The sequence below is a fragment of the Mycolicibacterium sp. MU0050 genome (assembly GCF_963378085.1).
Classification (GTDB): Bacteria; Actinomycetota; Actinomycetes; order Mycobacteriales; family Mycobacteriaceae; genus Mycobacterium; species Mycobacterium wendilense.
The window spans coordinates 5100852-5121261 of the sequence record NZ_OY726395.1; the positions used below are offsets into that span (position 1 = coordinate 5100852).

Consider the following 20410-nt stretch of genomic DNA (forward strand, 5'->3'; position numbering starts at 1 on the left):
GGGCTCTGCGGCGGCGGGGCTTACGGCGAGGTGCGCACGCTGGTGTCGACCTGCGGCACCTTCACCCGCGGCACGATCCAGTGCCGCCACGGGTTGTTGCTGTCGCCGCGGTAGACGCCCGTGCCCCGGTCGCGGAAGCTACTGCCGGGGTCATCGTAGGCCTGCGCGGTGGCGGAGAACCCGATCAGACCTGCCGCCACCATGCCGACCACCAGTCCCGCCGATCCGATCCTCTTCATATCGCCTCATCTCTTCGCAAAGTCAACAGCGGGGGTCGCCGCCCCGCTACTCGGCTTCAACAGGGGCTGCTGCCGAATGATTCCCCCGCCCCCTTCTCGCCACCTTCTCGCCCAAACGGGAGTTTGGGCCGCTTTGTGCGAGTAACTTTCGTCATTTCGTCGGTCTCGGCGCCGTCCCGCTCGATGTCAGACCCCCCTGCGATACTCGGGTCATGTCCACCGCCGCAGACACTTTCGCCGAGGAAGTGACACCTGCGCAGCGGCTGGACCAGCTGTTCGAGCAGCTCGCGGAGCTGACCGGTCAGCGCAATGCGATCGACGGTCGCATCGTGGAGATCGTCGCCGAGCTGGACCGCGACGACCTGTGCGGGATGACAGGCGCGAGGTCGGTCGGCTCGCTGGTTGCCTGGAAGACCGGCACCACCCCGCGCAACGCCGAGACGATGCTCGCCGTCGCTCGCCGTATCAACGAATTCCCGCGCTGTACAGAGGCTTTGCGCGAGGGTCGGCTGTCGCTCGACAGGGTCGGCGTCATCGCCGAGAACGCCGCCGACGGGTCCGACGAGCACTATGCCCAGTTCGCCGAGGCGGCCACCGTCACCCAACTCCGTACCGCGGTCAAGCTGGAACCGCGGCCCGACCCCGAGCCGCGCGCGGAATGCCGCCGCTCGATCACCCAGGTCGTCGAGGACGACTACACCAGCTGGCGCATTCGCCTGCCGCGGGTCGAGGCGGCCAAGTTCGAGGCCGCGCTGCAGTCCCACCGCGACGCACTGATCTCCGATTGGAAACGCGACCACGACTCCGACGACGACGGCCAGGTGTCCGAGCAGGCGCCGCCGTTCCCGGACGGGGTCGATGCGTTCATGCGGCTCATCGAGGCCGGCTGGGACGCCGAAGCGGCGCGCCGCCCGCATGGGCAGCACACCACCGTGGTCGTGCATGTCGACGTCGAGAAGCGCTTGGGCTCACTGCATCTAGGTCCCGCACTCACCGACGACGAGCGTCGCTATCTGCTCTGCGACGCCACCTGCGAGGTCTGGTTCGAACGCAGCGGCCAGCCGATCGGGGCCGGCCGGACCACCCGCCAGATCAGCCGTCGGCTCCGACGCGCGCTCGAAAAGCGGGACCGCTGTTGTGTGGTGCCCGGCTGCGGCGCGACCCGTGGTCTGCACGCGCATCACATCGTGCACTGGGAGAACAGCGGGGCCACCGAACTGGACAACCTCGTGCTGGTCTGCCCGTATCACCACCGGGCACACCACCGTGGCGTCATCACCATCACCGGGCCGGCCGACCGGCTCGTGGTCACCGACGCGGCCGGGGATCCGCTGACCAACCGGGCGCTGTCCCGACCACCGAAACAACCTCCGCCGGATGTGGCGCCCTGCCCCGGACCGACCGGCGAACGCGCCGACTGGTGGTGGTACACGCCCTTCGAGCCCGAGCCGCCTCCGCTGAATTGACCTCTCGGAGTGCACAATCGGGCCCGGCGTCTCAGGCGGTGACCCGCATTTCAGCTCCCGGATGCGAGCTCAGCGTGACGACCACCGTGCCGGAGCCGGTCTGGAACACGGTGTTGGCATAACCGATGAATCCGTAGTGCCCGTCGATGGTCGATACCGCGGTGATGTCGCGGGTCCCGGTGACGCCGGTGTCCAGGTTCATCCACGCCGCGGTGACGGTGAGCGCGCAGGACCCGTCGTACACGCCGGCGTCGTAGTGGATCGCCACCCGGACTCCGTCGTCAACCCAGGATTCGATCTGAACCGGCGTCACCTGCGCCTCCGCGCTGACGACGCCGGCGCACGTCGGGGACGCCACCACCGGCACGGCCTCGAGGTACGCCACCGGCTCGGCATGCGCCGCGCCCACCGACAACCAGAACGACAACCAAGCCGCGGCCAGGGCGGTGGCGAGCCCGCCGAGGGCGCGAATCACGGTCATGCCCTGCTATCGGCCGCACACCCGGCGGCGTTAGCCCCCGGGTTATCACCGCCCGGTTCCGGCAACCCGCGCCGCCGCTTCACCACGAAGGACCGTGACCCAGCCCCCGACGTCCAGCGCTGCGGGCCCGGCCGCCGCACGCGCCACGCGACCTACTGCGGCGCGTACCCCAGCGCGGCTTTGGTCTCCAGGAACTCGTCGAAACCGAAGTGCCCCCACTCACGGCCGTTACCGCTGCGCTTGAAGCCGCCGAACGGCGCGCTGATGTCGAAGCTGTGGTTGATCGCGACCGAACCCGCACGGATTCGGCGGGCCACCGCCCGCGCGGTCTCCATGTCCACACCGGAGACATAGCCGGCGAGCCCGTAGTCGGTGTCGTTGGCGATCTCGACGGCCTGGTCCAGATCGTCGTACCCCAAGATGCACAGCACCGGACCGAAGATCTCCTCCCGCGCGATCGTCATGTCGTTGGTGACATCGGCGAACACGGTGGGTTTGACGTAGTAACCGGTGTCGAGGCCGTCGGGACGACCCAGGCCGCCCACGACCAGCGTGGCGCCCTCGTCGATCCCCTGCTGGATGAGCCCCTGGATCTTGTCGAACTGCACCTTGGAGGCCACCGGCCCGATGGCGTTCTTGTCCGACGGGTCGCCGACCTTGACCGCCGCCGCGGTCTCCCGCGCGATGGCAACGGCCTCCGCCATCCGGGAGGCCGGAACCAGCATCCGGGTCGGCGCATTGCAGCTCTGCCCGCTGTTCATCATCATCACCGAGACTCCGGCGGCCACGCTCTTGGCGAAGTCGGCGTCATCGAGCACGATGTTCGGGCTCTTGCCGCCGAGTTCCTGGGTCACCCGCTTGACGGTCGGGGCCGCGTTCTTCGCCACGTCGACGCCGGCGCGGGTGGACCCGGTGAAGGACACCATGTCGATGTCGGGGTGACTGGACAGCGCGGCGCCGACGCCGGGCCCGTCGCCGTATACGAGGTTGTACACCCCGGCCGGTACCCCGGCCGCGTCGATGATCTCGGTGAAGATCTGCGCCGAGTAGGGCGCGACCTCTGAGGGTTTGAGCACCATGGTGCAGCCGGTCGCCAGTGCGGGGAACACCTTGCAGGCGATCTGGTTGATGGGCCAGTTCCACGGGGTGATCAGGCCGCAGACCCCGATCGGCTCGCGGACCACCAGGGTGCTGCCGTGCTGTTCCTCGAACTCGAACTTCTTCAGCACCTCGATGGCGGTGGCCAGGTGCCCCATTCCCATCTGCACCTGCGGGCCGGCCGCCAGCGACGCCGGCGCGCCCATCTCCTCGCTGACCGCGTCGGCCAGGTCGGAGGAACGTTTCTGATACTCGGCCAGGATGGCTCCCAACACCGCGAGCCGGTCGTCGACAGAGGTCTGCGACCACGTGGTGAACGCCTTGCGGGCGGCCTCGACCGCGGCGTCGACGTCGGCGGCACCGCCGATCGCGATGCGTCCGGAGACCTGTTCGGTGGTCGGGTTGTCCACGTCGAGCGTCTTCGACTCGATCGGATCGACCCACCGGCCGTCGATGTAGAACTTCAAGTATTCGCGCATGGCCCCACTCTTCCAGCTTTGAGCGCGGCTGTGGACGAGACCCGAAACTCGTCGGGCGCTCAGGTGGCTCGGGTGTCCCGGCCCGGTAGCGCACGCAGACCGAGCGTGCGGCGCCCGGCGGCGATGAGCGCGTCCCGCAGTGCCGCCTCATCCACGTCGCCGAAGTCGCCGCCGGCGGCCGACGCGATCCCCGACATAACCAGTCCGGCCTTCACGCGTCCGCCCAGTCCGGGCTCGACGTCGGCGAACAGCGCCATCTGACGTTCGATGACCGCGCCCCATTCGGCTCGGGTACGCAGCAGCGCGGCCACGCCCGGATCGCCGGTGAACAGCGGCAGCAGCTCACGATGCGTCGCGGCCAGCGCCGCGTATCCGACGAGCATGTGGTCGGCGCGGGCGCGCACACCGCGAAGTGACTCGGCGGCCTCGACGAGCGCCGCCACCTCGGCGATCAGCGGTTCCATCACGGCAGTCAGAAGTTCTTCGCGGGTGCGGAAGTGGTGGTAAATGGCGGACTTCGTCAGCCCGAGCTCCTCGGAGATCATCTGCAGTGACGTGCCGGCGACGCTGTGCCGTTTGAACAGCTCGATCGCCACATCGATCAGTCGCTGCCGGGTCGGCGCGCTGGAGCCGCCCGGGTGCCCGCTCACACAGGTGCCTTCCTGACGTCGTTGACATCACACGAATCTGCTGACCAATCGTACAGCAAACTCCTGTACGTTTGGTCAGGAACAACTTTACGATTGGTCAGTCAGCTCGGCGAGCCCGCACCGCGCACTGAAAGGGAGGCCCACATGTCGATCGACTTCGGTCAGAAGGAACGGACGGCGTTCGACCTGTCCGGCAAGGTCGTCGTGGTGGTGGGCGCGGGCCAGAGCCCCGGCCCCGGCATGGGCAACGGGCGGGCCATCTCGATGCTCGCCGCGCGCCATGGCGCCGAAGTGGTCGCGGTGGACCTCAACCCGGCGGCGGTGAAGGAGACGGTCGAGCTGATCGTCGCCGAGGGTGGCAAGGCGTACGCGGTCGAGGCGGACGTCGCCGACAAGGACGACTGCCAACGCATCTTCGATACCGCCATGGCGACCAGCGGTCGGGTGGACGGCATGGTGTACAGCGTTGCGACGAATCCACCGTTCGATTTCGAGACGAACTCGATGACCGTCGAGAACTTCAACTACGGCCTCAACGTCAACATGCTCGGCTGCTATCACTGCAATCTGTTTGCCGCGCAATGCATGACGAAGAACCCGGGCGATTCGACGGGAAGCATCGTCAACATCTCGTCGATCGCGAGCATGAAGAACGAGATCGGCATGAACATCGGCCTGATGCCCTACGCGCTGGGCAAGTGCGGACTGAACCAGATCACCGAGATCGCCGCCGTGCAGTACGCCGGGGACGGGATCCGCGTCAACACGCTGATGCTGGGTCCGATCGACTCGGTACTGGCCAACCGAGACACGCAGGAACTGTTCGGTGTCGATGCCGACGAGGCGACGGAGCGGCACAACGAGGTGGTCAAGCTCAAGATGGGCCGCGGGACCGTCTGGGAATCGGCCTATGCCGCACTGTATCTGCTCTCCGACGAATCACGGTTCATGACTGGCCAGCAACTCCGTCTCGACGGCGGCGCCACCCTGGTGCGCTGACGGGCGGGCCGACCGTGCGGGGGTAGGACGATCGCCACCGGCCCCACGCGGACAACGAATCGGACACGAACCCCACCGCCACCCGTGGTCACACCATTCACGGCAGTCCCTTTGGTAACCTCGCGCCGTGCAGGTATCCCGGCGTGACGCGCTGCGCTATGCCGCCGCGGCGTCGGCCGTGGTCGGCCTCGGCGCCACCGCGGCGACGCACGCACCCACTGCCAATGCCGCAGCACCCACCCTCATCGACTTCGCCATGCGCCAGATCCCGGCCCAGGACATCCGCGCCGCCGGCCACGCCGGGGTGATCAACTACGTCTCGACCTCGCGGCCCGGCTCGTCGTTCGGCGCCAAGCCCATCACGCTGCCCTACGCACGGTCGCTGACGGCGGCGGGCCTGGTGATCGTCAGCAACTACCAATACGGCAAGCCGGGCGGGACGGCGCCGTCGGACTTCACCCGCGGCTACCCCGGCGGCGTCGCCGACGCCCGCACCGGCTGGAACCTGCACACCGCCGCGGGCGGCGGCCGCAACGCCCCGATCTACTTCAGCGTCGACGACGACGTCGACCGCCACACCTGGGACACCCTGGTGCTGCCCTGGTTTCGCGGCATCAACTCGGTGCTGGGAGTACAGCGCACCGGCATCTACGGGGGCATCAAACCCTGCCAATGGGCTGCGGCCGAGGGCGTCATCGGCAAATCGCGCACCCCCGGCAAGGTGTGGGCCTGGCAGACCCGGTCCTGGTCACAGGGCCAGATTTTCCCCGGCGCGGTGCTCTACCAACGCATCATCGACACCGCCTCGAACCCCGGACCGCTGGTCGGCGGCAGCCGCGTCGACGTCAACGACGTGCTGGCCCAGGACTGCGGCCAGTGGAACTTCCATCCCTGACGGAGTAATCAGCGCGGCAGCGTCGTGATGTGCACGTGGTCGTAGTGGCCGTACCCCGTGGCCTGCGGCCCGGCCGGCGTGTAATAGGTGCCGCGCCAGATCACGTCCTGCAGCCCGAACCGCCCGGCATTGGCCATGGCGAACTCGAGGATCTGGTCACCGAGCGCGATGCCCTCGGGGCTGTTGTGGTTCGGGATCATGATGTCGATCGCCAGGCCGCGCGGGTGCCAGGGCTTCGAGTCCGGCCGCACCCCGTCGATGTTCGCGATCTGCGGGAACCGCGCGCTGACGGCCCGGGCCGCCAGCACGGTGTTGGGCTGCAGCCCGGCCTCGTTCGCGACGCCGATGGGCAGCGCCTCCGGGATGTCGAGGACGGCGGCCGCCAGCGACGGCTCGCCGGGCATCGCGAGGATCGCCGGGTCCTCCGGGGCCGGCGCGGCCTCCGGCGGCGGGGGCGGCGGGACGGCGCTGTCGAACGCGGCCTGCTGCTGCGGCGTCAACGCCGCGTACTGGGCCTCGGCGGCCGCGATCTGGCGCAGCAGTTCCTTCCACTTGGCCTGCAGGTCGGTGCGCACGGCGGTGGCCTGCTCGGCCGCGGCGCGGGCCGCAGCGGCCGAACGCTCCGAGGCGGCCGCGGCCGACGCCGCGCGATCACGCGCTTCGATGAAGACCCTGATCTGTTCGGCCATCGTGGCGCTGACCGTGCGCTGCAGACCCAGCTGGTCGATCAGCTGGCTCGGCGAGGTGGCGGTCAGCACGGTGGCCATCTGACCGCCGCGCCCACTCATGTAGGTCATCGCGGCCAGCCGGTTGACGGCCTCCTGATGAGGCGCAAGTTGGGCGTTCGCCGCGTCGAGAGCCTCGCGGTCGGCACGCCGGCGGTCGTCGGCCGCCGCCTGAGCGGCCGCCTTGGCGTCGACGTCCCGTTGGGCTGCGGTGACGGCCTCGCGGGCCTGGATCGCCTGACTCGACAATTCGTTGAGCTTGGCCAGCGCGTCGGCCGACGGGTCCGCGGTCGCGCCGCCCAGCGACAGGGCCAGCGCCAGAACACCCGCCGCAGCGCCGCACACCGCTCGCCGAAGTGAATGGCGCACCAAGGTCATACGGCTCGTCACGATCCTTCACTGCAAGGACCGTCCTTGGCCCAGCTGTCGTCGTCCCCGGGACAGGTTACGAACAGGGCGTGACGATGTCTACCCGGCCGGCCGTGCCCGTCACGCCGTGCCCAGTCGCGCGGCGAGATAAGGCGCCGTGCGGCTGCGCTTTTCGGCGGCCACCACGGCCGGCGCGCCGGCCACCACGACGGCGCCCCCGTCGTCGCCGCCGCCGGGTCCGAGGTCGATGACATGGTCCGCCCCGGCCACCACCGACATGTCGTGCTCGGCGACCACGACGGTGTTGCCGGCGTCGACGAGCCGGTGCAGCTGCCGTTCCAGCAACTCGACGTCGGCCGGGTGCAGGCCCGTGGTGGGCTCGTCCAACACGTACAGGGTGTGGCCGCGTTTCACCCGCTGCAACTCCGTGGCCAGCTTGATGCGCTGGGCCTCCCCGCCGGACAGTTCGGTGGCCGGCTGCCCCAGCCGCAGGTAGCCCAGCCCGACCTCCCGCAGCGTCGTCAGGCTCCTCGCCGCGCCCGGCAGATCGCTCAGGAAGTCGGCCGCCTCGTCGACGGTCTGCGCCAACACGTCGGCGATCGTGTGTCCCCGGTAGGTGATCTCGAGAGTCTCCGCGGAGTAGCGCGCCCCGCCACACGTCGGGCAGGTGGCGTAGGTGCCCGGCAGAAACAGCAGCTCGACGGCGACGAAACCCTCGCCCTGGCAGGTATCGCACCGGCCCGCGGCGACGTTGAACGAGAAGCGGCCCGCGCTCCAGCCCCGCCGCCGCGCTTCCGGGGTGTCGGCGAACCGCTTGCGCACGGCGTCGAAAAGCCCGGTATAGGTCGCCAGGTTCGACCGCGGCGTCCGGCCGATCGGCCGTTGATCCACGGTGATGAGGCGGTCGATCGTCTCGGCGCCGGAGACACGCACACCCACGCTGGAGTCGACGTCGATGTCGAGGAGTTCGGCGTCGTCGTCGGCACCGTCGCCGACGAGGTCGACCGATCGACCCAACTGAGCCGCCATCACGTCGCCGAGCACCTTGCAGACCAGCGTCGACTTTCCCGACCCGGACACGCCGGTGACGGCCACGAACGAGCCCAGTGGGATGTCGACGTCGACGTCGCGCAGGTTGTGAAAGGTGATGCCGCGCAAGCGCATCACTCCGACCGGCGAGCGGGTGGCGCGTTGAGCGGGCATGCCGTCGGCGAACAGGTACCTGCGGGTGACCGACGCTTCGACGTCGGCGAGGCCGTCCACCGGCCCGCTGTAGACCACGTGGCCGCCGAGCTCACCGGCGCCGGGACCGACGTCGACGATCCACTCGGCGCGCCGCACCACGTCCATGTCGTGCTCCACGACGAACAGTGAGTTACCGGCCCGCCGCAGCCGCTCCAACACGTCGAGCAGTGGTTCGGCATCGGCCGGATGCAGCCCGGCCGACGGCTCGTCGAGGACGTAGAGGACGCCGAACAGCCCGGCGCGCAGTTGCGTCGCCAGCCGCAGCCGCTGCAGCTCCCCCGGCGACACCGTGGGGGTGCGGCGATGCAGGCTCAGATAGCCGAGCCCCAGATCGACCAGCACGGCGATCCGCGCCACCAGGTCGGCGGCGATCATGGTCGCCACCTCGGTGAACTCACCGGACTCGGTGGATTCGTAGGCCGCCGCGAACTCCGTCCGGGCCGCCGCCGGCGCCAACACCTCGGCCAGGGCCGTCAACGGCAAGGCAACCAGCTCGGCGATGGTGTGGCCGGCGAAGGTCACCGCGAGCGCTTCGGGCCGCAGTCCGGCGCCGCCGCAGACGGCGCAGTCGGTGCTGTGCACGTACTGCAGCACCCGGCGCCGCATGGTCGCGCTCTGCGAGTTGGCCAGCGTGTGCCGGACGTGGCGCTCGGCGCTGGAGAAGGTGCCGTTGTAGTAGTAGTCCGCGGTGACCGGATGCCGGCTCGGATCGATCTCGACGGTGGGTTGGTCGTCGGTGAACAGGATCCAATCCCGTTGCCGCTTGGGTAATTTGCGCCACGGCTGGTCGATGTCATAGCCAAGCGTGATGAGGATGTCCCGCAGGTTCTGGCCCTGCCAGGCGCCCGGCCACGCGGCCACCGCGCCCTCGCGGATGGTCAACGACGGATCGGGCACCAGCGTCTGCTCGGTCACCTCGTGGATGCGGCCGAGGCCGTGGCATTCCGGACAGGCGCCAATGCTGGTGTTCGGGGAGAAGGCATCGGAGTCGAGTCGCTCCTCGGCCCCGGGTGGATAGGTTCCGGCGCGGGAGAACAACATGCGCAGCAGGTTCGACAGCGTGGTGACGGTGCCGACCGTCGACCGCGACGTCGCGGTGCCGCGGCGCTGCTGCAGCGCGACCGCCGGTGGCAGGCCGGTGATGTCGTCGACCTTCGGGGCGTCCTGGGGCAGCAGCAACCGGCGGGCGTACGGCGCCACCGACTCGAAGTACCGGCGCTGGGCCTCGGCGTAGATGGTGCCGAACGCCAGCGAGGACTTGCCGGACCCGGAGACCCCGGTGAACACCACGAACGAATCGCGCGGGGCCGCGACGTCCACGGCCTTCAGGTTGTGCACGCGGGAGGCGTAGACGCGGACGTGGGAGTCCGGGTCCTGCCTGCGCGCGCGGCGATCTTCATCCACCTCCGCCATTGTGTACGCACCGATCCGGCGGCGAGCGGGGACCGACCCGCCAGGCCCCCACCGTGGCCGCACCTTGCCAGGTTTGGCCGAATAGGGTGGGGGTAACCGTGTGTCCGCGGGTCGGTCCCGCTGAATCCAGAAGCTTCGAAGGAGTCTCATGCGCGGGCGGCTACCCAATCGGTTGATGACGGGGACGGCGATCGCCGCGGCGGCGCTCCTTGTCGCGGGTTGTGGAGGGCAGGCGCGGGGGATGCCTCCCGCCATCGAGCACGCCCCCCAGGCCACCGCCGATGCCCTACCTGCCGCCCCGGCCGCACCCGCCGCGCCGCTGGCCGGCCTGGATACTCGAGTCCAGCAGGCCGCCGCCGACGCCGCCGCCTCGGGCGCCGCGATCCACCTGGCGGTCCTGGACCGCAGCACCGGTCAGCGGGTCTCCAGTCGGGCCGACACCGCCTTCCCCATCGCCTCGGTGGTGAAGGTGTTCATCGCCGACGATCTGCTGCACGAGTCCGACGGCCCGTTGTCCGCCGCCGACCGCAAGGCGCTCGACGTCATGCTGCGCGCCTCCGACGACGGCGCCGCCCAGACCTTCTGGAACCGCAACGGTCAGAGCGCCATCATCGAGCGCATCGTGGCCCGCTACGGGCTGGCGGGGACCACGCCGCCCTACAACAACGCCAAGTGGGACGTAACAACCAGCACCGCAAACGATCTCGTGACCTACTACGACAAGCTGCTGAACGGAGCGGGCGGGCTGCCCCGCGAACAGGCCGACGTGATCATCACCAACCTGGGGCAACACACCCCGACGGGCGTCGACGGCTACCCGCAGCGGTTCGGCATTCCCGACGGACTCAGCGGGGAGCCCGTTGCGGTCAAGCAGGGCTGGTTCTGCTGCTGGAACGGCGGAAACCAACTGCACGTGTCCACCGGCACCATCGGGGTCGACCACCGCTACGTGATGGCGATCGGCGCCCTGGACCCCACCGACGAGGCCGCCGCCCGCGAGAACATCACCCAAGCCGTCCGGACGGTGTTCCCGGGCGGCAAGATCTGACGCCACCCGGATCTACTCTGCTTCTAGACTGTGGCCGTCAACGGTCGCCGGCTCGGAGCGGAGGTGAGAAGGGGTGGCCACCACCTTCCCCGACGCCGCCGACGTCGAGCACGTCCTGGACCTCGCCGCGCGCGCCCCGTCGGCGGGCAACGCGCAGCCGTGGCGATGGCTGGTCGACACCCGCGGCGTGCACCTGTTCGCCGACTGGAGCCGCAGTCTCGGTGATTCCGACGCCGACCGTCGCGACGTGGTCCTGAGCTGCGGCGCGGTATTGCACCATTGCGCCGTCGCCTTCGGCGCCGCCGGCTGGTCGAGCCGGATCCATCGCCTTCCCGAGCCCGACGTGCTGGCGTCCCTCGAGCTCGCGGCGCGCCCCGCCGGTGCGGCCAGCCGCGAACTCGCCGCGGCCATCGCGCGCCGTCGGGCCGATCGGCGGCCCTACCGCGGCGCACTGCCCGCCGGCACGATCGAACAACTCGTCATCCGCGCGGCCCGCTTCGATGTCCAGCTGTCCGTGGTTCCCGCCAGTCGGTGGGCCAGGCTCGGCGATGCCGAGTTCGCGCTGCGCTACGCCGGCGCCGCGCCGCAGCACGACGGCGACCAGGCCGCGATGTTGGTGCTGGCCACCGCCGCCGACACCGAGGGAATGCGGCTCCGGGCCGGCGAGGCGCTCAGCGACCTGACGCTCGCGGCCGCTGCCCTCGGGCTTGCCACCTGCCCGTTGACGCAGCCGCTCCGCGACCAGCGCAACCGCCTGGCGCTCACCTGTGAGGTCTTCGACGGCGACGCCTATCCGCAGGCGTTGTTGCGGCTCGGGCAACAGCCGGTCACCGACGCGCTGCCGCCGCTGCAACGCCGGTCGGTGGCCGAGACGACCACCTTCGCGCTCGGGTAGAGCCCACGGTTGTCACAACTCGCAGGAGACACCTTCCGGTGGCAACTCCAGGTCGATCAGGTAGTCGGCGGCAATCTCGTTGACGCACTGGTTGGTTCCGGCCATGACGATGGTGTGCCCTTCCCCATCCACGGTGAGCAAGGCACCGCCGAGCTGCTCCGCCAGCCGGATGCCGCCGGCATGCGGTGTGGTGGGATCGCCGGTGATCGACACCACCAGCGTGGGCGGCAGTCCCTCGATATCGGTTGCGTACGGGAACCCCAGCGTCGGCTCGGTCGGCCAGTGCTCGCACCCGTCGCGGGCGCCGGTCAGTGCGACTCCGGGGTCCATGAACGGTGCAGCCTCGAATATGCTGGCGCGCAACCTGTTACCTTCTTCCAGGCTGAGCCGTTGCTCGTCCATGCAGTTGATCGCGTAAAGCGCCTCGGCGAAATTCGGCCAGCGGCCCTCGCCGTCGCGGAGCGAGAAGTCATAGTTGAGCTGGAGCAGTTCGTCGCCGCGGGCCTGCTGTAATTGCGTTATGCCGGTGATGATTCGGGGCCACGCCGCCTCGGTGTAGAGACCGGCGACAACGCCGCCGATCGCTTCGTCGAAGCCCAGCTCGGAATTCAGCGCCGGCACCGGCGTTTCGTGGAGCGGGCGCACGATCTGGTGGAACACCTCGGTGGCCGTGGTCGGGTCCTCGCCCAGCGGGCAGTCGGCCTGCGAGGCACAGAAGGCGGCCATCTGCTCGAAGGACCGCTGGAACCCGGCGTAGGCACCGACCCGGCGCTCGACGGTGCCCTGGGTCGGATCGATGGCGCCGTCGAGCAGCATCGCGCGCACGTGCTGCGGGAACTGTTCGGCGTAGACGGCGCCCAGCCGCGTTCCGTAGCTCTGGCCGAGGAACGTGAGCTGGTCATCGCCGAGGACGGCCCGCAGCACGTCGATGTCACGCGCCGCGTCGCGGGTGCCGACACTGGTCAGCACGTCGACGCCGCCCGAGCGCTCGGCACACTGGTCGAGGATGTCCTTCGTCTCCTCCTCCGTCCACTGCACGGCGGTGCCCTGCGTGCTCAAGACGATGTCGCCGCTATCGGCCACGGCATCGGTGAAACAGTCGATGGCAGGCTCCGAGCTGCCCACCCCGCGCGGGTCGAAACCGACCAGGTCAAAGGTCTCGGTCAACCGGGCGTCTTGGAGCGCCATCGCCGTCGCCGCGGTGGCGAACAGCCCGGAACCGCCGGGCCCGCCGGGGTTGATCAACAACGAGCCGATGGGTTCGCCCCGGGCGGGAACCCGGGCGACGGCCAGGCGCGCGGTCTTGCCGTCCGGATCCCGGTAATCCAGCGGCACCTCCACGCGTCCACACTCCATGGTGGGCGCCTGCGCGAATACGGCGCTCTCGATCGAGGTGTTGGCGTAGCTCTCGCAAGCCTCCCAGGTGATTTGTTGGGAGTGGAACCGTTGCAGGCCGGGAGAAGACGACACCGCTGAGGTGTCTGAAGTGCAGGCCGTCATGGCGATGCCCAAGGCGAGCACCGCGAGGCCCGCGACTGTGTGTGAGCCGCTGCGCTTCTGCCGCGCGGACGTGAAAAGGCGTGACAGCATTGGATAGTCCGTTCGGTGGTCGTGGATTTCGCAGAATCAGAACTGGCTGCCGCCGCCGTCGACGTAGAGTTCTGAGCCGGTTATGAAGGTGCTGCCGTCGGAGGCCAAGAACGCGACCACGCTACCGACCTCCTCGGGCCGGGCGAGGCGCTTCATCGGCATCGCGGCGGTCAACGCTGCGAGGCCGTCGTCGGCGCCGGCGAAGAGTCGCTTCAATCCCGGTGTCTCCGTGAGTCCGGGAGCGACGACATTGACGCGGATCTTTCGGTCGACCAGTTCCGCGGCCCAGCTGCGGGCCAGGGACCGGATGGCGGTCTTGGAAGCGGCGTAGACGCTCGTGCCGGGATTCGCCTTCACGTCACCGCTGGAGCCGCACAGGATGACCGACGCGCCCTCGTTCAACAGCGGAAGGGCAGCCTGCACGGTGAAGATGATGCCGCCGACGTTGGTGTTGAACGTGGTGGTGAAGTGCTCCCGGGTGATCTCCCCCAGCGGCGCGACCTCGGCGATACCCGCGTTGGCGAACACGATGTCGAGCCCCCGTCCCGTGGCCTCGATGATGGACGTCACGCGGTCGAGATCGGACTGCTGTGTCACGTCGGCGCGAATGTAGCCCGCCTGTTCGGCGCCGATGCCGGCGACAGCCTCTTCGAGGGCATCTTCGCTGCGCCCCACCAGGAAAACGTAGGCGCCGTCCTGTGCGAGCGCGCGTGCCCCGGCCAGACCGATTCCGGAAGTTGCGCCGGTGACGAGTGCAGTCTTACCTGCCAGAAACGGCATGCAAACCTCCATATTCGGACCGCTCGATTGCGTTCGTGCGGGGACGACACTGACGGTACGGACCGACTCGTCTCGTGTCAATACGGACCGTCTCGTGTTGTTTCGGGCGTTGTCCCTCGCTAGTGTGCTGCCATGTCCGCGAACCCACCCGATCCCGCCCGCCGCAACGAGCAGTCGCGGCAAGCCATCCTGGACGCGTCCATCGCCCTGATCAGCGAGCTCGGCTACGACAACGTCTCGATCGAGGCGATCGCCAGGCGGGCGGGCTGCGGCAAGCAGACCATCTACCGATGGTGGCCGTCGAAGGGTGCGGTGGTACTCGAAGCTGCCACCCGGTCCCTGAATCCCGTCGTCGTGTTCCCCGACACCGGTGACATCGTCGCTGATCTGCGGACCCAGTTGCTCGGCATCTTGGAGTTGGTCACCACCACGGGATTCGGAGCCGCATATCGGGGTGTGATCGCCGCCGGCCAATCTGACCCCGACCTGTTGGACGCCGTTTACGAGCAGGTGATCGAACCCAACATCAAGGGGTTCAGCGCGCGGGCTGCCTTGGCTCAGGAACGCGGCGAAATCCGCACCGACGCCGACGTGTCGACGCTGCGAGATGTGCTCTACGGGGTCATCGAGTACCGGATGTTTCACGCGATGCCGCTCGAACCCGAACACATGGATGCGCTTCTGAAACTCACGTTCGAGGGCGTCCGATGAGGGTGTTCGCGTCATGACCGCGAGGCCGACGAATGCCCTTGGAGCCCAGGGCTTCTGCCTGGCGACGGCCGGCTAACACCTACAGGGCAAATCCAATCTGTCTCAGTTCGACCGCGGATCGGTGAGGACCTCGACCAGCGCCGGCCCCGCATGCGTGAGCGCCGCTGTGATGGCAGAACGCAGCTCAGCGGGACTGCTGACCTGAATCCCGTACGCGCCGCAATCCCGCGCGTACGCGGCGAAGTCCGGATTGTGCAGCGATGTCTGCCACACCTCGTACTCGGAACTGCGCTGCTCCTGACTGATTTTGCCGAGTTCACCGTTGTTGAGCAGGATGTGGGTGATGTTCATGTCGTACTTGACCGCTGTGGTGAAGTCGGCGAGGTACTGGCCGAAGCCGCCGTCGCCGGTGACGGCGATGATCGGCCGGTCGGGTGCCGCAGCCCACGCCCCCATCGCAGCGGGAAACCCGAAGCCGATCGAGCCGAGGTAGCCCGACATCAAAACCGATTGTTGGTCTTTGGTCTCGAAGTAGCGTCCGAACGAGTAGGCGTGGTTACCCACGTCCACGGTGAGTACGGCGTTGGCCGGAACGAGGCGGCTCAGTTCAGCGAAGGCGGTCGCCGCAGCGACCCGACCGTCGGGGTGCTTGGCGGCGCGACGGGCCTTCTCGGTGCGCCACACCGACCAGCGATCGGCGACCTCCGCGCGCTGATCGACCAGCGCCGGATGCGTGCGCAGACGTTGTAGCAGGGCTGAGGCCGTCACCCCCACGTCACCGAGCACGGGTACCGCCACCGGGTTGAATCGGCCCAGCGCCAGCGGGTCTGTATCGACCTGGACGATGGGCTTGTACGGCGATATGCCGGTGTGGTTCGAGAATGACGCGCCGAACACCACCAGCAGGTCGGCCTTGTTCATCATCCAGGACGCGACCGGAGTGCCCGACCGGCCCAGTGCACCGCATGCCAGCGGATGCTCATCGGAGAGTTGGCCTTTGGCTTTGAAGGTGGTCAGCACGGGGGCCTGCAGGCTCTCGGCGAATGCAACGATGGCCGCCATGTCGAATTTTGCGCCGGCTCCGACGATGATCACCGGGCGAGTCGCCGCGGCGATGCGGTCGAGTGCCTGCTGCAGCGCAGCCGCAGGCGGCGCGACGCGAAGGTCGGGCATCCGCCCCTCGGGCCCGGAGGATCGTTGCTTCGGGTCCTCGATGATCTGCACTTCGTCGGGCACCACCATGTGGGCGACCCCGCGCTCGAGGATGGCGTGTTTGAGCGCCAGGGTCATCAACTCGGCATGGTCCGAGCCGGCGCGCACCATCTCCGAGTACACCGCGACATCGGCAAAGGCCGCCAACAGATCGATATCTTGAAACGCCCCTTTGCCGGCCACCGCGGAATCGACGTTGCCGGACAGTGCCAGCACCGGGGCGCGGTCGGCCTTGGCGTCATACAGGCCGGTCAGCAGATTCGTCGAACCCGGTCCCGCGATTCCGAAGCACGCCGCGGGGCGGCCGGTGAGTTTCCCGTAAGCGGCGGCCGCAAACGCCGCGGCCCCTTCATGGCGGATACCGAAATACCGTAACTTTCCGTCGCTTTCGGCTCGGTGCATGGCCTCCGCGAGACCGAGGTTGGAGTGACCGACCATCCCGAAAACGGTGTCGACACCCCAATTGGTCATCGTCTCGACCAAGACGTCACTGACGGTGCGGTGCACTGGCGCAGGGTGCGGGATGCCGACGTAGATTCCGTCGTCACGCACCTGCACCGGGTAGGTCGCGACGTCGAAGTCTGGTCCACCCGCGGCGTGGCCGGTGAACGGGTCGAAGTCGAAACCATGCCACGGACAACGAATCTTGGCATTCTCGAGGGTCCCCTGGCCCAACGGGCCGCCTTGGTGTGGGCAGCGATTGTCGATGGCGCCGTAGCGGCCGTCCAGCTTGGTCAACGCCACTGTCTTGAGCCCGACTGGGCACGCTGCCACCTGGCCCTCGTCAAGTTCACCCGGGTCGGCAGCTTTGTGCCAGTCGAGTTCTCGGCTGTTCTCGTCAATGCTCACAGCGGTGTCACTCCTGCGTAGGGGACCCCGCTGAGGTAGGCGAAGTCACGGTCGAAGGTCGTTAGGTCGTCCAGGGTGAAATCGGCGAGGCGCCGGTGCCCGCAGGCCCGGGCGAGCACCGCCATCAGATCCACCGTCGATCGCAGGTACCGGTCCAACCGTTCGGCGGCCGACCGCACCGGCAGCCGAGCGCGCAGGCGCGGATCCTGCGTCGCGATGCCGACCGGACAGGTATTGGTGTGACAGGCGCGCATACCGACGCAGCCGATGGCCTGAATCGCACTGTTGGCGATGCCGATCGCGTCGGCCCCCAGCGCCAGGGCTTTGACCATGTCCGCGGGGGTGCGGAGGCCGCCGGTGATGGCCAGCGTGATCCGGCTTTGACTGCGGTCCAGGTGCCGGCGGGCCCGGGCCAGCGCCGGAATCGTGGGCACCGAGATATTGTCACGGAATATCGTGGGCGCGGAGCCGGTTCCGCCGCCACGGCCGTCGAGGATGATGTAGTCGACTCCGATCTCGAGTGCGGCGTCGAGGTCGCGCTCGATGCTTTGGGCACTGAGCTTGTAGCCGACCGGGATTCCCCCCGAGACGTCGCGGACCTGCGCGGCGAAGTCTCTGTACTCCGCCAGCGAGGTCCAGTCCGGGAATCGCGCCGGAGAGATCGCCGCGGTGCCCGGAGCCAACCCCCGCACCTCGGCGATCTTTCCCACCACCTTGGTCCCCGGCAGATGTCCACCGGTACCCGTCTTGGCGCCCTGACCGCCCTTGAAATGGAACGCCTGCACTTTGCTCAGGTGTTCAAAGCTCCATCCGAAGCGGCCAGAGGCCAGTTCGTAGAAGTATCTCGAATTCGCCTGTTGCTCTTCGGGAAGCATGCCGCCCTCGCCGGAGCAGATTCCGGTCCCGGCGAGTTCCGCACCGACCGCAAGGGCCGTCTTGGCCTCCTCGGACAGCGCCCCGAAGCTCATGTCGCTGACAAAGATCGGAATATCCAGCGCCAGAGGGCGTGTCGCTTGCGGACCGATGACCGTCTTCGTGCACACCGGCTCTTCATCGAGCAGCGGCAGCCGGTGCAGTTGCGCGGTGACCAGCTGAATCGAATCCCACGAAGGCAGCTCGGCGCGCGAAACGCCCATCGCCGCAGCGGGTCCGTGATGCCCGACCCGGCTCAGTCCGTGCGTGGCGAGCTCATGGATCTGGGTGTTGAACGGTTCTTCCACCGAGTCGGCCGGCTTGACCCATTTGCCTTGATAGCCGTCGTCGCCGTGAGATTGCGGATTGGCGCGCGCGAATTCGGCGATTGCGGATTCATCGACGTACACCTCCCCGTTCCGGACCCAGACCGGAAACGTCGCCAACGCCACCGACGGGTTGACCGGTGAGACCCCGGTGTCGACGTCGTACCGCCAGCCGTGCACGCCGCACACCATGAGGTTGCCGTCGACATGTCCATCCGCGAGCAGCACACCGCGATGCGCGCATCGGCCATGCAACGCCGAGACGTCCGCACCACGCCGGACGAGCACAAGGTCCACCCCCGCGGCGGCCACCGCGAACGGAGCGTTGTCCGGCAGGTCGGACAGGGCCGCCACCCGCATGCCGGTTCGCGATTCTGGCGCCACTGTCATTGTCTGCTCCTTGGGTTACTCGGGGTCAGGGGCGCCCAGCAGGTGCCCGCGGATCTCGGCATAGGCGTGTGCGAGCACACTGACATCATGGGGCTCGGCCGATTCAGCCGAGCACTCGGCTGAGGAAACCCCGAACATGGCCGGCAACGACGTCGAGGTGACTCTCCAGCAGGAAGTGCCCGCCGTCGATCAGGTGCACCTCCGCGTCTGAGGAGTCGCGGGCAAAGGCTTGCGCTCCCGCTGGGGCGAAGATTTCGTCGTTGCGGCCCCACACCGCGAGTACCGAAACCTCATGGGTGCGCAGGAATTCATGCAGCAGCGGGTAGAGCGCCCGGTTGTTGCGGTAGTCCCGGAACAAGGCCAACTGCACTTCGTCATTGCCCTCTCGGGAGACTCGAGCGAAGTCGTGCTCCCAGGTGTCCGGGTTGACTGTGCTCGGGTCGGATACGCCGTGCACGTACTGCCAGCGGATGGCGTCGAGGCTCAGCGCGGCCCGGACGGCGGGTTCGGTCTCAGGGCCGGGATTCGCGCCATATGCCCAGATGCCTTCCCAGAATGATTCGACGAAACCGTCCTCGTAGCCGTTGCCGTTCTGTGTGACAACGGCGGTGATCCGTTCGGGATGGTCGAGCGCGAGCCGCCACCCTATGGGCGCGCCGTAGTCGTGGACATACAGGGCATAGCGCTGCAGGCCAAGGTGGTCGAGCAGTCCGGACGTGAGCCGGGCAAGGGCCTCGAAGGAGTAATCGAACTCTCCCACCCTTGGCGCATCGGAGCGGCCGAACCCGAGGTGGTCGGGTGCGATTACGTGGTAGTCGCCGGCCAGCAACGGGATGAGTTCACGGAACATGAACGAGCTGGTCGGGTAGCCGTGCAGCAGGACGATCGCGGGCGCATCCGCCGGCCCGGCTTCGCGATAGAAGATCTCGTAGCCGTCGACAGTGACGGTCCGATGATGAACGATGCTCATTCGTATCGGCCGCGATCGCTTCGTGACACGACGGCGCCCAAAGGTCTGCCGATGATGTCGGGCATCGGGGATTCTCCTTGCCAGCCGTATCGAGTATTCAGGGAACAAGCAGTCGAACTGAGAGACCGTGTGGTCCGAACCTGCTGATGCCCGAGAATACGGACCGGCCCGTCTCGCGTCAAGACGGACCGGTCCGTCTTGAACCTGCCGACTCACCCCAGGGTGCTTAGCTGCGCCCTAGGTTCACCGATCGCCCCCCGGCCTAGTTCGTGACCCCGGGTGTCACAGCGGTCCCGACTGCGCGACGAGCACGAGGCACACCACGGCGACGACCACCTGCACGATGCACAGCACCACCGGGACGGGCCAGGCGGGCCGGCCCCGCACCAACTGCACGACAATCAGCAGAAGATCGATGACCGGCAACGCCACCGCGGTCACCAACACGGTGTCCAGGGCGAGGTCCGCCCAGCGCGGGTCCCCGCAAGGCCGATAAGAACACGGGTCCAGCCCGGACCCCGACAACATCACGGCTCCGGCGCCGCCGACCGCCACGATGACGTGCACCACCAGCAGCGGAAACGCCACCGCAGCGTCGAGAGCGCGGCTCGAAGACACAGAACTTTCTCCCGTCTGCTGGGCAGCACTGATGTGCGCTCGGATTCTGA

Annotated in this window: 18 protein-coding genes; 6 read left to right on the top strand and 12 right to left on the bottom strand. The window is 68.3% G+C overall.

Translation table 11 applies throughout. From position 1 onward, the window contains the following. Window positions 1–20: 20 nt before the first annotated feature. Window positions 21–239, bottom strand: coding sequence for a hypothetical protein (locus tag R2K23_RS24285; RefSeq protein WP_316513291.1), 219 nt, complete (start codon window positions 237–239; stop codon window positions 21–23). Window positions 240–451: 212 nt separating this feature from the next. Between R2K23_RS24285 and R2K23_RS24290 the strand changes: the two genes are divergently transcribed. Next, window positions 452–1705, top strand: coding sequence for an HNH endonuclease signature motif containing protein (locus R2K23_RS24290; RefSeq protein ID WP_316513293.1), 1254 nt, complete (start codon window positions 452–454; stop codon window positions 1703–1705). Between the two features lie 31 nt (window positions 1706–1736). On the opposite strand, the gene R2K23_RS24295 is transcribed toward R2K23_RS24290, so the two are convergent. From R2K23_RS24295 to R2K23_RS24305, 3 genes are all read right to left on the bottom strand, one after another. Next, the gene (locus R2K23_RS24295) at window positions 1737–2186 is read right to left on the bottom strand and encodes a hypothetical protein (RefSeq protein ID WP_316513295.1); all 450 of its coding nucleotides are present in this window, start codon (window positions 2184–2186) and stop codon (window positions 1737–1739) included. A 152-nt stretch (window positions 2187–2338) separates the two neighbouring features. After that, on the bottom strand, window positions 2339–3763 hold the full coding sequence (locus tag R2K23_RS24300; RefSeq protein ID WP_316513297.1) for an aldehyde dehydrogenase family protein: 1425 nt from the start codon (window positions 3761–3763) through the stop codon (window positions 2339–2341). Window positions 3764–3822: 59 nt separating this feature from the next. Continuing rightward, window positions 3823–4413: a TetR/AcrR family transcriptional regulator gene (locus R2K23_RS24305; RefSeq protein WP_316513299.1), complete on the bottom strand. Its 591-nt coding sequence runs from the start codon at window positions 4411–4413 to the stop codon at window positions 3823–3825. Between the two features lie 144 nt (window positions 4414–4557). Between R2K23_RS24305 and R2K23_RS24310 the strand changes: the two genes are divergently transcribed. Both R2K23_RS24310 and R2K23_RS24315 read left to right on the top strand, forming a co-directional pair. Next, a complete protein-coding gene (locus R2K23_RS24310; protein ID WP_316513301.1) occupies window positions 4558–5412 on the top strand; it encodes an SDR family NAD(P)-dependent oxidoreductase in 855 nt (284 codons plus the stop codon). A gap of 127 nt (window positions 5413–5539) precedes the next feature. Further along, window positions 5540–6307 (top strand): DUF1906 domain-containing protein, encoded by a 768-nt coding sequence (locus R2K23_RS24315; RefSeq protein ID WP_316513303.1) that lies wholly within the window; start codon window positions 5540–5542, stop codon window positions 6305–6307. A gap of 8 nt (window positions 6308–6315) precedes the next feature. Here the strand turns inward: R2K23_RS24315 and R2K23_RS24320 are convergent, their stop codons facing one another. Both R2K23_RS24320 and R2K23_RS24325 read right to left on the bottom strand, forming a co-directional pair. After that, window positions 6316–7410, bottom strand: coding sequence for a VldE C-terminal domain-containing protein (locus tag R2K23_RS24320; protein WP_316513305.1), 1095 nt, complete (start codon window positions 7408–7410; stop codon window positions 6316–6318). A gap of 111 nt (window positions 7411–7521) precedes the next feature. Further along, window positions 7522–10050 (bottom strand): excinuclease ABC subunit UvrA, encoded by a 2529-nt coding sequence (locus R2K23_RS24325; protein ID WP_316513306.1) that lies wholly within the window; start codon window positions 10048–10050, stop codon window positions 7522–7524. 157 nt (window positions 10051–10207) lie between these two features. Between R2K23_RS24325 and R2K23_RS24330 the strand changes: the two genes are divergently transcribed. Together R2K23_RS24330 and R2K23_RS24335 are read left to right on the top strand one after the other, a co-directional pair. Next, window positions 10208–11107: a serine hydrolase gene (locus R2K23_RS24330; RefSeq protein WP_316513308.1), complete on the top strand. Its 900-nt coding sequence runs from the start codon at window positions 10208–10210 to the stop codon at window positions 11105–11107. 73 nt (window positions 11108–11180) lie between these two features. Next, the gene (locus R2K23_RS24335) at window positions 11181–12002 is read left to right on the top strand and encodes a nitroreductase family protein (protein WP_316513310.1); all 822 of its coding nucleotides are present in this window, start codon (window positions 11181–11183) and stop codon (window positions 12000–12002) included. 12 nt (window positions 12003–12014) lie between these two features. On the opposite strand, the gene R2K23_RS24340 is transcribed toward R2K23_RS24335, so the two are convergent. Next, window positions 12015–13592: an alpha/beta hydrolase gene (locus R2K23_RS24340; protein WP_316513312.1), complete on the bottom strand. Its 1578-nt coding sequence runs from the start codon at window positions 13590–13592 to the stop codon at window positions 12015–12017. A 36-nt stretch (window positions 13593–13628) separates the two neighbouring features. After that, window positions 13629–14372 (bottom strand): SDR family NAD(P)-dependent oxidoreductase, encoded by a 744-nt coding sequence (locus tag R2K23_RS24345; protein ID WP_316513315.1) that lies wholly within the window; start codon window positions 14370–14372, stop codon window positions 13629–13631. A 132-nt stretch (window positions 14373–14504) separates the two neighbouring features. On the opposite strand from R2K23_RS24345, the gene R2K23_RS24350 reads away from it, so the two are divergent. After that, the gene (locus R2K23_RS24350) at window positions 14505–15083 is read left to right on the top strand and encodes a TetR/AcrR family transcriptional regulator (protein ID WP_316513317.1); all 579 of its coding nucleotides are present in this window, start codon (window positions 14505–14507) and stop codon (window positions 15081–15083) included. 102 nt (window positions 15084–15185) lie between these two features. On the opposite strand, the gene R2K23_RS24355 is transcribed toward R2K23_RS24350, so the two are convergent. From R2K23_RS24355 to R2K23_RS24370, 4 genes are all read right to left on the bottom strand, one after another. After that, a complete protein-coding gene (locus R2K23_RS24355; RefSeq protein ID WP_316513320.1) occupies window positions 15186–17144 on the bottom strand; it encodes a thiamine pyrophosphate-dependent enzyme in 1959 nt (652 codons plus the stop codon). Next, a complete protein-coding gene (locus R2K23_RS24360; protein ID WP_316513322.1) occupies window positions 17141–18772 on the bottom strand; it encodes a glutamate synthase-related protein in 1632 nt (543 codons plus the stop codon). Before R2K23_RS24360 ends, R2K23_RS24355 begins: the two co-directional genes overlap by 4 nt. Window positions 18773–18875: 103 nt before the next feature. Beyond that, window positions 18876–19742, bottom strand: a complete 867-nt coding sequence (locus R2K23_RS24365) for an alpha/beta fold hydrolase (RefSeq protein WP_316517538.1) — start codon at window positions 19740–19742, stop codon at window positions 18876–18878. Window positions 19743–20024: 282 nt separating this feature from the next. Continuing rightward, the gene (locus tag R2K23_RS24370) at window positions 20025–20360 is read right to left on the bottom strand and encodes a hypothetical protein (RefSeq protein ID WP_316513324.1); all 336 of its coding nucleotides are present in this window, start codon (window positions 20358–20360) and stop codon (window positions 20025–20027) included. Window positions 20361–20410: the final 50 nt, after the last annotated feature.

Excerpts from the sequence above, each read along its gene's own strand:
- R2K23_RS24320 (WP_316513305.1), bottom strand. The coding sequence starts at position 7,410 with ATGACCTTGGTGCGCCATTCACTTCGGCGAGCGGTGTGCGGCGCTGCG.
- R2K23_RS24350 (WP_316513317.1), top strand. The coding sequence starts at position 14,505 with ATGTCCGCGAACCCACCCGATCCCGCCCGCCGCAACGAGCAGTCGCGG.
- R2K23_RS24340 (WP_316513312.1), bottom strand. The coding sequence starts at position 13,592 with ATGCTGTCACGCCTTTTCACGTCCGCGCGGCAGAAGCGCAGCGGCTCA.
- R2K23_RS24290 (WP_316513293.1), top strand. The coding sequence starts at position 452 with ATGTCCACCGCCGCAGACACTTTCGCCGAGGAAGTGACACCTGCGCAG.
- R2K23_RS24310 (WP_316513301.1), top strand. The coding sequence starts at position 4,558 with ATGTCGATCGACTTCGGTCAGAAGGAACGGACGGCGTTCGACCTGTCC.
- R2K23_RS24365 (WP_316517538.1), bottom strand. The coding sequence starts at position 19,742 with ATGAGCATCGTTCATCATCGGACCGTCACTGTCGACGGCTACGAGATC.
- R2K23_RS24345 (WP_316513315.1), bottom strand. The coding sequence starts at position 14,372 with ATGCCGTTTCTGGCAGGTAAGACTGCACTCGTCACCGGCGCAACTTCC.
- R2K23_RS24360 (WP_316513322.1), bottom strand. The coding sequence starts at position 18,772 with ATGACAGTGGCGCCAGAATCGCGAACCGGCATGCGGGTGGCGGCCCTG.
- R2K23_RS24285 (WP_316513291.1), bottom strand. The coding sequence starts at position 239 with ATGAAGAGGATCGGATCGGCGGGACTGGTGGTCGGCATGGTGGCGGCA.
- R2K23_RS24330 (WP_316513308.1), top strand. The coding sequence starts at position 10,208 with ATGCGCGGGCGGCTACCCAATCGGTTGATGACGGGGACGGCGATCGCC.
- R2K23_RS24295 (WP_316513295.1), bottom strand. The coding sequence starts at position 2,186 with ATGACCGTGATTCGCGCCCTCGGCGGGCTCGCCACCGCCCTGGCCGCG.
- R2K23_RS24300 (WP_316513297.1), bottom strand. The coding sequence starts at position 3,763 with ATGCGCGAATACTTGAAGTTCTACATCGACGGCCGGTGGGTCGATCCG.